This window comes from Motilibacter aurantiacus (assembly GCF_011250645.1).
GTDB lineage: Bacteria > Actinomycetota > Actinomycetes > Motilibacterales > Motilibacteraceae > Motilibacter_A > Motilibacter_A aurantiacus.
Map to the genome: position 1 here is coordinate 1 of NZ_JAANNO010000022.1, position 11,589 is coordinate 11,589.

The 11,589-nt window shown below is 76.6% G+C and carries 7 protein-coding genes; all 7 read left to right on the forward strand.

All coding sequences use genetic code 11. The annotated features are described in order from the left end of the window. The first annotated feature begins 227 nt into the window (after positions 1-227). From G9H72_RS20110 to G9H72_RS20140, 7 genes are read left to right on the forward strand one after another with little or no spacing between them, the layout of a single operon-like run. The gene (locus tag G9H72_RS20110; protein WP_166174523.1) at positions 228-1,961 is read left to right on the forward strand and encodes a hypothetical protein; all 1,734 of its coding nucleotides are present in this window, start codon (positions 228-230) and stop codon (positions 1,959-1,961) included. Between the two features lie 50 nt (positions 1,962-2,011). Further along, complete coding sequence (gene mpaB / locus G9H72_RS20115) at positions 2,012-3,058, forward strand: daptide biosynthesis RiPP recognition protein (protein WP_166174525.1); 1,047 nt, start codon at positions 2,012-2,014, stop codon at positions 3,056-3,058. 1 nt (position 3,059) lies between these two features. Next, positions 3,060-3,896, forward strand: a complete 837-nt coding sequence (gene mpaM / locus G9H72_RS20120; protein WP_166174527.1) for a daptide-type RiPP biosynthesis methyltransferase — start codon at positions 3,060-3,062, stop codon at positions 3,894-3,896. Further along, positions 3,893-5,206 carry a daptide-type RiPP biosynthesis aminotransferase gene (gene mpaD, locus G9H72_RS20125; RefSeq protein ID WP_331272458.1) on the forward strand — a complete coding sequence of 438 codons (1,314 nt, stop codon included), beginning with the start codon at positions 3,893-3,895 and terminating at the stop codon, positions 5,204-5,206. Before mpaM ends, mpaD begins: the two co-directional genes overlap by 4 nt. Continuing rightward, positions 5,203-6,477, forward strand: coding sequence for an iron-containing alcohol dehydrogenase (locus G9H72_RS20130; protein ID WP_166174529.1), 1,275 nt, complete (start codon positions 5,203-5,205; stop codon positions 6,475-6,477). Before mpaD ends, G9H72_RS20130 begins: the two co-directional genes overlap by 4 nt. Continuing rightward, entirely contained in the window at positions 6,474-7,796 is a 1,323-nt protein-coding gene (locus tag G9H72_RS20135) for a YcaO-like family protein (RefSeq protein WP_166174531.1), read from the forward strand. The genes G9H72_RS20130 and G9H72_RS20135 overlap by 4 nt, the downstream gene beginning before the upstream one ends. A 46-nt stretch (positions 7,797-7,842) precedes the next feature. Further along, a complete protein-coding gene (locus G9H72_RS20140) occupies positions 7,843-11,589 on the forward strand; it encodes a SpoIIE family protein phosphatase (protein ID WP_166174533.1) in 3,747 nt (1,248 codons plus the stop codon).

Genomic DNA, 11,589 nt, shown 5'->3' on the forward strand with positions numbered 1-11,589 from the left:
GCGGTCTTCGCCGGCGCCGTCGTCGCGGGCATCGGCCTCACGTGATCGGGGGGCCTCGGCCCCCACGCGACCGGGGGCTCGGCCCCCGACCCGGAGGACAACGCCCTCCGAGCAACTGGAAGTCCAGCTGACGCGTCGTGCGCTCTGGCGGGCCCGAATCTCGCCAGAGCGCACCGCGCGCTCGACTCAGCAGCAGCGCCCCAGCTCTCTCCCGTCAGGACAGGACCGTGAACGCAACCACCAGGATACTTCCCCCGGACCGGGGACTGGCAAGCCTCGGTCCTGTCTCCCCCGGCTCCATCTCCCTGCAGGACGCCGCCCCCGCCGTTCGTGTCGGCCTCGAGATGCACCCCGACAGCGACGGCCAGCGCTGGATCGTCGCGGACGTGACGACCGGCCGGCAGTGGCGGGTGAACGCCTTCGCCGGCAAGCTGCTCGCCCTCCTCGACGGCGCGCGCAACGTCCCGGCGATCGCCACGGAGCTCGGGCTCGACCCCGCGATGGTCGCCCAGGCCGTCGACCGCTTCGCCCAGATGGGGCTGCTGGACACGCCTGGCGGCCCGCGGGCGGTCCCCGCCCAGGCCCGGCCGGCCGCGACGTCGGCCACCCACGTGAACGGCAGGCCGAAGCGCTGGCGCTACCGCCCGCCGGGCGTCGTCGAGCTCACGCTCATGGACCCGCGCCGGCTGCTCGACCGGCTCGCGCCGTTGATCCGGCTGCTGGCCTCGCCGGCCGGCCAGGTGGTCACCGCCTTCGTCAGCCTCGCCGGAGTGCTTGCCCTGCTGCTGGCCCTGCCGGCCCTCGGCGCCGAGCTCGGCCGGCCCGCGCCGCTTCCCGTCGTCGGCGCGGCCCTCGCCCTGATCGTCGGGGCCACCATGACGCACGAGCTCGCCCACGCCGGCTCGCTCACCCACGCCGGGCACCGGGTGCCCCGGCTCGGGTTCATGCTGATGTACGGCAGCCCGGCCATGTTCTGCGACGTCAGCGAGGCCTGGCGGCTGCCGCCGCGCCGCCGCGTCCTCGTCGCCCTGGCCGGGGCGCGGGTCCACCTCTTCGTCGCCGGCGTCGCCGGTGCGGTCGTGGCCGCGAGCGGGCCGGGAGGCCTCCGGCAGGTCGCCGCGATGGCCGCGGCCGGCAACCTGGTGATGGCCTTCGTCAACCTCTGCCCGTTCGTCAAGTTCGACGGCTACATCGCCCTCATCGGCGGCATGGACGCCCCCAACCTGCGCGCCAGGTGCATCGGGGAGCTCAACGACGTCGTCGCCCGCGTCGTCTTCGGCGGCCGCCGGGCCACCACGACTACCCCGGGCCGCCTCGCCTTCGGCCTCGCCTGCGCCGTGACCGGCCCCTTCCTGCTCGGCGTCGCCCTCCTCTCGTACGCCCCCACCGTGCTGGCCGTGCTCGGGCCGCTCGGCGCCCTGCTCGTCCTCTTCGTGGCCCTCGTCGTCGGTGCCGAGCTGGCCCGTCGGCTGGTGCTGCGCGAGCGCCGCGCCGCCGCGAACGGGGCCGGCCGCACGCGTCGCGCCGTCGGCTGGGCGGTCCTGGCCGCGGTCGCCGTGGCGGCCCTGCTCTGGGCCCGCGTCCCGCTGCAGGCCTCCACCGTGTACGCAGTGGTGGACGGCCGCACGGTCGCCGTCCTGCCCGCGACCGGGGAGGAGGCCTTCGCCGACGGCTCGGCCGTGACGCTGCACCGGGCGGGCATCGTGACCTCTCCCGTCGTCGCCGCCGCCACGGTCTGCGGGCGGCCGGAGACCGTGCAGGTACCCGTCGAGGCCGGGTCCCCGGTCTCCAGCGGCGTCGACCTGCGGATGGGACGCACCGTGGTCCCGCTGTGCACCGCAGGCGGCGACGGCGCCGTCGGGGCCGCCGACGGCCGCGTGAGCGCCGAGCCCCGGAGCGTCTCGCTCCCCGACTGGCTGCAGGCGAAGGTCATCGACCCCGCTCTTGCGCAGCTTCCCTGAACTTCGAAACAGCCCTAGACCTTCGCCGAACTCGCCATCAGGAGCATCCCGTGGACAACATCGTCGAGCGCACGTCGCTGCAGCAGATCGTCGGCCGGCTGACCGCCTGGGCGCGGGGGGACGCAGCCCCGGACGCCTCGGGGCGAGCGGCGATGGTCGTGGTCGAGAGCCCCGAGGCCGTGGAGTGGCTCAGCGCCGCCGGCACCGGCATCGTGGGCGAGGAGACCCACGTCGTGGTCACCCGCAAGGTGGCGCTCCCCGAGCACGCCCCCGGGCTGTGGCTGTCCTGCAGCGGCGGCGCTGCGGAGCCGGGCGACGAGCTGGGCATCGGCCGGGACTTCTTCCTGCTGACCCAGGACTACGCGGCGCTGCGCTACCTGCCCGTGGTCGGCCCCACGGCCGTCCGGCTCACCAACGCCGACGACGTCGAGGCGCTGGCCGCGGACATCGAGGACGCGCGGCGCACCGGGGACCTGCCGGCCGCCCTGGTGCACCGGGCCGTGGAGCTGGGGGACAGGTCGGCGCTGGCCGGCCGCCCCGCCGGGCTCGAGTGGCTCCACGTCGACCGCGACGGGGCCGTCCGGTGCTCGCCGTTCGCCGCGCCCATCGGGTCGGTCGGGGACGGGGCGCACGCGCTGCGGCAGGCGGCGGAGGCCGCCGGCCCCCTGCGCTCCCGGTTGCCGGAGGGGGTCGTCGACGGGCTGGCGGGGATCGACCCGCGCACGCTCGCCGGCTACGCCGCCGCGCTGGACGGCGTACGCCTGCTGGCCTCCAGCGGCACAGCCGACTGGCGGGTGTCCGGGCTCGGCCACCAGTTCCTCGACGGGTCGGCGCCACAGGTGCGCCCCGACGTGCTCCTCCTCGAGGGCGGCTCGCGCTGCGTCCTCTTCGACGGGCGGCGCGGCAAGGCGTTCGGCATCGGCCGAAGCCTGGCCGAGGTGCTGGAGACGGTGCTGGGCGCCGGCAGCGAGGACGACGCGGTGGAGCGGCTCGCCCGCCGCGGCGCCGACCCGCAGCAGGCGCGGGCGCTGCTCACCGGGGCGATCGAGCTCTTCGCGGCCCGCGGGGTCCGCGTGACGTACGCGACGGCGGCCTGAGGTGACCGCCACCCTGACCGCCCCGCCGCTCGGCGGCACCGCACGCCGGCTCGCCGACGCGCTGGGCGAGACGCTCGAAGTCTCCGACCTCTACGACGGCGGGGCCTGGGTCTACGACCGCATGGTCGAGAACGACACGGCAGAGGTGCCCGAGCTGCTCGCCGCGGCCCGCGGGCTGCGCGGCGACGTGCTCGACCTGGGCGCGGGCAGCGGCCGGCTGACGATGCCGTTCCTGGCCCGCGGCCACCGGGTCGTCGCCCTGGACAACGCCGCCGCCATGCTCGACGAGCTCGCCCACCGGGCCGCCCGCCTCCCCGGGCGCCTGCACGACCGGCTCGAGCCCGCACTCGGCGACATGGCAGCACTGGACTTCGGCGAACGGCGCTTCGAGGTCGTCCTGCTCGGCACGACGACGGTGAGCCTGCTCGACGACGAGTCCCGCCGCGCGGCCTTCCGCGGCGTGCGCGCCCACCTCGCCCCCGGCGGGCGGTTCCTCATCTCCTCGCTGTGCTTCCCGCAGGCCCGCCCGGCCGAGTCGGTGGACGTCGTGGCACTGACCACGCCGGCCGGCGGCACCGCGCTCGCGACGCTGATCGAGGAGCTGCGCCCCGAGGAGGGCAGTCGCTCCGTGTCCGTCCTGGTGCAGCACGTCGACCCCCCGGCCCCTCCCCAGCTGTTCCTCTCGGCGCCGCGGATGGTCGACGAGAGCGGCCTCGTCGCGGACCTCAACGGGGCCGGGCTCGCCGTGTCCGCCCGGCAGACGATCCACACCGGCCCCGACGGCCGGCAGGCCGTCCTGTTCACCTGCCACCGCAACGACGAGGGGGAGACCCAGTGACCACCAACGACCGCCCGCTCTGGGAGTTCCTCGTCCCGCCGAGCGCGTACGGCGACCCCTCCCGCACCGCGGTCCGGGCCTCCGGTGTCCGCGTGGCCATGGCCGACGGCAGCACGCTGCTCTGCGGCACGAGCGGGCTCTGGAACGTCAACTTCGGCTACGGCAACCCGGCCATCGCCGAGGCCGTGCACGCCGCCCTGCTCGACGCGTCGTACCTCTCGCTCTTCCGCTACGGCCACGAGTACGCCAACCGCGCCGCCGGCGCGCTGCTCGACGCCGCCGGCCCGGAGGCGTTCGGCCGGGTGCTGTTCTCGACCTCCGGCAGCGCCGCCAACGACACCGTGATGAAGCTCGTCCGGCAGTACGCGGTGCTGCGCGGCGAGCGCGGCCGCAAGCTCGTCGTCGGGCTCCGGGGCAGCTACCACGGCCTGACCTACGGCAGCTCGGCGCTGACCGGCGAGGACCTCGGCCAGGAGCTCTACGGCGTCGACCGCCGGCTCGTCCGACACGTCTCCCCCCACGACGTCGAGGAGCTGCGTGCGCTGTGCGCCCGCGAGGGCGAGCGCATCGCCGCCCTGGTCCTGGAGCCCGTGCTCGGCACCGGTGCGATCGAGGTGCCGGACGCGTTCGTGGCCGCGGCCGGCCGGCTGGCCGACGAGCACGGCTTCGCGCTCGTCGCCGACGAGGTCGCCACCGGCTTCCACCGCACCGGCCCGTTCCGCGCGAGCGCGGCCTGGGCGCGCCAGCCCGACCTCGTCGTGCTGTCGAAGGGGCTGACCAACGGAACCTGCGCCGCGTCCGCCATCGTGATCGGCCGCCGCGTCGTCGAGGCGTTCGACGCCGCCGACGCGGTCTTCGTCCACGGGGAGACCCAGGCCGGCACCCCGCCGACGGCGGCCGCGATCCTGGCGACCCTGCAGGTGGCCCGGGAGACCGTGGCGGACGGGCGTGTCGAGGCCCTGGCCCGGCGGCTCGACGCCGGCCTGCAGGCACTGGCCGCCGCGGCGGGGGGACGGGTCCGGCTCACCGGCCGCGGCCTCTTCCGCGGCCTGGTCGTGTCCGGCCGGGACGGCCTGCCGCTCGACGGCCCGGCCACCGCGGCGCTCGTCGCCGAGACCCGACGGGCCGGTGCCATCGTCCACAACGGCCTCGGCGGCATCCAGCTGCTCCCGGCCCTGACGTACTCCGACGCCGAGATCGACGAGCTGCTCGGCTGCCTGGCGGACGGCCTGTCCACTGCGCAGGGCGTCTGCTTCGACGACGTGTCCACCGTCCCGCAGCCGCGGGCCGGCCTGGTGGGTGTGCGGTGACCGCCCGGCCCACCCAGTGGTCGGCTTCCACCCGCTGGTGGAGCGGCGACCGGGCGGTGGAGCAGTGCATCCGCGCGCTGCCCGGCGCGGCGCGCACGGCCCTCGTCACGGACGCCGGCATGGCGGGCACGACCGCCGGGGAGGCGCTGGTCGACCGGGTACGCCGCGAGCTGGCCCGCTCCGGCGAGCCCGTGGCCGAGCAGCTGCACGACCCGTCCACCACGACGGTCGAGACGGTCCGCGACACCGCGGCCCGCTGGCGGGAGGCCGGCGTCGAACGGGTCGTCGCGGTCGGCGGGGGAGCGACGCTGGACCTCGCCGTCCTCGGCACCCTCCCGCCCGCGCTGCTCGACGGCCCCGCCTGGCGCAGCCGCTGCGGCCTGATCGCCCTCCCGCCCGCCCGTGCGGCCGCGACCCGCGTCCTGGTCCCCACGACGCTCGGCACCGGCGCCGAGGTGAGCACGTCGGCCTGCGTGGAACGCGGCGACGGCAAGGTGCTCGCCGTGGGGGCCGTCCTGCGCGGGGACGAGGCGGTCGTCGACCCGGCCGCCACCGACGGCCTTCCCGTGCACCTGTGCGCAGAAGCAGGAATCGAGGTTCTGGCTCGGCTGCTCGTGCCGTTCGCCGGGCCCGGCAGTGACACCGGCACCCCGCTCGACCACGCCGACGAGCACGTCCTGGCCGACCTCCGGGCGCTCGCCCGACCGTTCACGCAGGTCGCGGACGCGCTCGCGGTGGGCGCGGAGGCCGGCCGCGCGGCCCGGCTCGCGCTCGCGACCGTCAGCGCCCACAGCCACCTGGGCTGGGGCCACCTGGGGCGCAGCCCGTTCTCCTCGCCGGTCTGGTACGTCGCCACCGAGCTCGCCGCCGCACTGGGCGTGGGCAAGGTGCCCGCGACCGCGGTGCTGCTGCCGGTCTGGGCGCGCGTCGTGCTCCGCGGGGACGTGCGCTGGGGGAGCGCGGCGCGGCTGCGCCGGGCCTGGGGAGCACTCGCCACCGCGCAGGCCGAGGCGCCCTCGCTGCACCCCCCGCTCCCGCCCGACCCGGTCGCCGGGCTCGCCGAGGCCATGGCACGGCTCGTCCCCGGGTTGCCCGGGCCGCACGGCGCGGACGTCGCGGACACGGTGGCCGACCGCTGCGCCCGGCGCTGGGGCGGCGGCCTGCCCATGCTCGCCGGGCTCGACACGCACGCCGTGGCGGCGCTGGTCGCCGACGCGCTCGCCACGGGCCCGTCCGCCCTCGACCTGCGGGAGCTCTCGTGCTCGACATGACCGCGACCCTCGACCGCTCGGCCGGGCTGGCCCGCGCCGCGCACCTGATGGCACCGGGCGAGCTCGGGCTGTGGACCGTGGCCGTCGACGTGGGGCTCGAGGAGTCCCGGACGGAGGCGGCCGGGCACGGCCCGAACCTGCACCTGGTCGGCGCCTGCGGCTGGACCCGCGCGGACGCGCTCATGCGCGGTGCCGGCGAGGCCGTCGAGCGGATGGCGCTCGTGCCTCCCGAGCACGAGGAGGCCCGCGTGCGCGTACGCCCCGGCGACCCGGCCCGGGTCCTGCTCGGCACCCCCGACGTCGGCCGGGCCCATCCGAGGCTGGACGAGGCGGCGGTGGACTGCCTGCCGGCGTACGAGCTGCTCGGCGGCCCCGACGCCGGCGTGGAGCTCGGCGGCCTCCCCGTCCGGGCCATGCCGGTGCTGCTGCCCGCGGCCGCGGTGGACGACCCGGTACGGGGGCCGGAGCGGGCGCTCGTCGACCCCGGGCCGACCGGTGCCGCCGCCGGCCCCGACCTCGCCTTCGCGACCGAGCGCGGGATCCTCGAAGTGATCGAGCGGGACGCCGCCCAGTGCGCGTGGGCGCTGCGTCCCACCCTCCCGGTGGTGCACCCGCTCGCGGTGCGCGACGGCGCGCGGCGCGGGGACGGGGGCTGTGGCCGGCAGCTGGAGCGGGCCTTCGAGGGCCTGGACGTGCAGGTCGCTTCGGTGATCCTGCCGACAGGTGTCCGCGGGCTGCGTGCGGCGATCACGCTGCTGGTCGACCGCAGCGGCGGGCGGCCCGTGCTCGCGTCCGGGGCCAAGGCGGCCTGGGACCTCGCCGAGGCGGTCCAGGGGTCGGCCCGCGAGGCTCTCCAGGTGCTCGCGCTGCTGCGCGGCGTCGCCGCCCGGCACGCGGAGCTGCCGCCCGGCGCGGTGGTGGACAGCGACAGCGCCCGCGCCCGCTACTGCACGTCCGGGCCGGCCGTCGAGGCGGCGGAGGCCTGGCTGCGGGCCTGCCGCCCGGCCGGCGCCGCCGACCTCGAGCCGGCGTACGCCGCTCCCGCGGACGTGCCGGGGCGCGTGGCCCACCTCGTGCGGGAGCTGACCGCGGACGGGCTGCGCCCCGTGGTGAGCGACCTGACGCCGCGGCTCCCCGCGCCGATCCAGCAGCTCGGGTGGCACGCGGTGCACACCCTGGTGCTGGGCTGCCAGCCGCTGCGCATGGACGAGCGGCCGCACTGGTCCTGGGTGCGGCCGCGGCTCGCCGCGCGGGCCCGCGAATGGGGAGCCGGGGCGCCGGGCCGGCTGTCCGCGCTGCCCCCGCAGCCGCTGGTCTGAGCGGGGACGGCACGCGGCACGCGGCGCGGTGCCCTACGGTTCGAGCATGCACAGCAGCGCCCCCGACGTCTTCCGCTCCGGCGGCGCCGTGGGCGCGGACCTCGCCCGCGTCGACTGGGAGGCCACCCTCCTCGGCCCGCCCGAGCAGTGGCCGCAGTCGCTGCGGGCGGTGGTGCAGCTGCTGCTGTCCTCCCGGTTCTCCATGTGGATGGCGTGGGGCCCGGAGCTGACGTTCTTCTGCAACGACGCGTACCGCCGGGACACCCTCGGCAAGAAGTACCCCTGGGCGCTGGGCCGGCCCGCCTCCGAGGTGTGGGCGGAGATCTGGGAGGACATCGGCCCGCGCATCGACAGCGTCATGACGACCGGCGAGGCCACGTGGGACGCCGGGCTGCTGCTCTTCCTGCAGCGCAGCGGTTTCCGTGAGGAGACCTACCACACGTTCTCCTACAGCCCGCTGCGCGGCGACGACGACGCGATCGTCGGGATGCTGTGCGTGGTCAGCGAGGACACCGAGCGCGTCATCGGCGAGCGGCACCTGCAGACGCTGAGCGGGCTGGGGGCGGCCCTCGCATCGGCCCGGACCGAGTCCGAGGTCGTGTTCGCGGCCACCAGCCGGCTCGAGGAGGACCTGCGCTCGCTGCCGTTCGCGCTCGTCTACGGCCTGGACGAGGGGGGCGTGAGCGCGCGCCTGCTGGGGGCGAGCGGCGTGCGCCCCGGCGCCCCCGTGGCTCCCCCGTCGCTGAGCGCGGACGAGGGCCCCGTCTGGCCGGTCAAGGAGCTCGCCGACGGCCGCACGGTGCTCGTGGAGGGGCTCGCCGACCGTTTCGCCGAGGTGCCGCGCGGCCCGTGGGACGGGCCACCGGCGCTCGCGCTCGCGGTGCCCTTCCGGCAGCAGGCCGACGGCCCGGTCTACGGCTTCCTCGTCGCAGGGCTCAGCCCCTTCCGCCCGTTCGACGACGCGTACCGCGCCTTCGTCGAGCTGGTCGCCGGGCAGGTGGCCGCCGGTGTCGCGACCGCCCGGGCGTACGAGTCCGAGCGGCTGCGCGCCGAGCGCCTCGCCGAGCTCGACCGGGCCAAGACGGCGTTCTTCACCAACGTCAGCCACGAGTTCCGCACCCCGCTCACCCTGCTCCTCGGGCCCGCTGAGGACGCGCTCACGGACTCGGCCGCCCCGCTGCCGGGCCGCCAGCGTGACCGGGTCGAGGTCGTGGTGCGCAACGGGCAGCGGCTGCTCAAGCTGGTGAACGACCTGCTCGACTTCAGCCGGCTCGAGGCCGGTAACCGCTCGGCCCACTTCGAGCCGGTGGACCTGGCGGCGGAGACGGCCGAGCTGGCGCGGGCGTTCTCCGAGGCGGTCGAGCGGGCCGGCCTCACGCTGACCGTGGACTGCGCGCCGCTCCCCGAGCGCTACTGGGTGGACCGCGACCTGTGGGCCAAGGTCGTGCTCAACCTGCTGTCCAACGCGCTGAAGTTCACTCCGACGGGCGGGATCTCGGTGCGGCTGGACGCCGTCGACGGGGGGGCGCGCCTCGTCGTGCGCGACACCGGCATCGGCATCTCCGAGCACGACCGGCAGACGTTGTTCGACCGGTTCACCCGCGTCGCGGGCGTCGAGTCACGTACGCACGAGGGTTCAGGAATCGGGCTTGCCCTCGTCGCCGAGCTGACGGCGCTGCACGGCGGCACCGTCGAGGTGGAGAGCATGCCGGGGGAGGGCACGGCGTTCCTCGTGACGCTGCCTGCGGGCTCGGCGCACCTGCCCGCCGACCAGCTCGCCGCGGGGCCCACGCCGGACTCGCTCGCGGGCCAGCGCGCGTCCGCCTTCGTGGCCGAGGCGGCGCGCTGGGACGGCTCGGGCGCCGCCGGGGCCTCGCCGGAGCCGTCCGACGCGGCCGACGGGCGGCCGCGGGTGCTCGTCGTGGACGACAACGCCGACATGCGCGACTACGTGGTCGGGCTCCTCCGCGCCGACTACGCAGTCACGACGGCAGCGGACGGGGCGGCCGGCCTCGCCGCGGCGCTGGAGCAACCGCCCGACCTGGTCCTGACCGACGTCATGATGCCGAAGCTCGACGGCTTCGAGCTGCTCGCCGAGCTGCGCCGGGACCCGCGGACCGCGACGACGCCGGTGGTCATGCTGTCGGCCCGCGCCGGCGAGGAGGCGACCGTCGAGGGGCTCGACGCGGGCGCCGACGACTACCTCGTCAAGCCGTTCTCGGCGCTCGAGCTGCTCGCCCGGGTCCGAGCGGCGCTCGAGCTGGACCGCGTACGCCGCAACCGCGCGCAGCTGCAGCGCCAGCAGGAGCTGCTCGACCAGGCGCAGCGGCTGGCGCGCGTCGGCAGCTGGGAGCTCGACCTGGCCTCGGGCGCGATCGTCGGGTCGCCCGAGTTCCGGCGCCAGGTCGGGATGAGCGCGGCGGAGCTGCTCGAGGGGAAGGGCGTGTCGCTGCCGCGGGTGCACCCGGACGACACCGCGAGGGTGCGGGCCGCGGTCGAGGCCGCCGTGCAGGGCGCCCCGATGGACTACGAGGTGCGCATCGTGCTCGACGGGGAGGTTCGGACGTACCGCACGATCGGCGCGCTGGAGCGCGACGCCGACGGCCACCCCGTCCGCCTCTACGGCAGCAACCAGGACGTCACCGAGCAGCGGGAGGCCGAGCGCGTCGTCGCTGCGGCGGCCGCCGCCCAGGAGGCCGCCGCCCGTGAGCACTCGATCGCCGACGAGCTGCAGCGCAGCTTGCTGCCGGCCCGGTCGTTCGACCCCGACCATCTCGAGGTCGCCACGTTCTACCGCGCCGGCGTCGAGGGCACGCAGGTCGGGGGAGACTGGTACGACGTGATCGAGCTCGGCGCCGGACGGGCCGCGCTCGTGCTCGGGGACGTGATGGGCCGCGGGGTGCGTGCCGCAGCGGTCATGGGCCAGCTGCGCGCGGCCGTGCGGGCGTACGCGCGGCTGGACCTGCCGCCCGCCGACCTGCTCGAGCTGCTCGACGGCGTCGTGCGCGACCTCGGCGACGACCAGATCGTCACCTGCGTCTACGCGGTCTACGACCCGAGCGAGCAGGCGCTGACGTACGCGAACGCCGGCCACCTGCCCCCGCTGCTCACGCTGCCGGAGGGGGGCGTCCGCCGGCTCGACGGCCTGGCCGGCCCGCCGCTCGGCGCCGGGCAGCCGGGCCTGCGCGAGGGGCGGGTGACCATGCCGCCGGGCGCGGGGCTGCTGCTCTACACCGACGGACTCGTCGAGCGCCGGGACTCCGACATCGACGCCGGGATCGACCGCCTCGTCGCCGAGCTCGAGCGCGTCGGCGGGCTCGAGAGCGGAGTGCCCGAGGCGCTCGTGTCGGCGATGCTGCCCGAGGGCCCCGATGACGACATTGCGATCCTGCTCGCCCGGGTCTCCGGGGCCGGCGCGGCGCGGGTCGCGACGATGGACGTGCCGCCGGACCGCAGCGCGGTGATCGACGCCCGCCACTTCGTGGCGTCGACGCTCACCCTGTGGGGCGTCGCCCCGGACCGGCAGGACGACGTGATCCTGCTGGTCAGCGAGCTGGTCACCAACGCGATCGTCCACGGGCGCCCGCCCGTCGAGCTGCGCATCCGGCACGGGGCGGACGTCGTCGTGCTCGAGGTGATCGACTCGGCGGCGTACTACCCGCGGCGGATGCGTCCCACCGAGGACGACGAGCACGGCCGCGGCCTGCAGCTGGTCTCGCTGCTCGCCGACCGCTGGGGCACGCGGCCGACCGGGTCGGGCAAGGCCGTGTGGTGCGTCGTCCCGGTGGGGTGA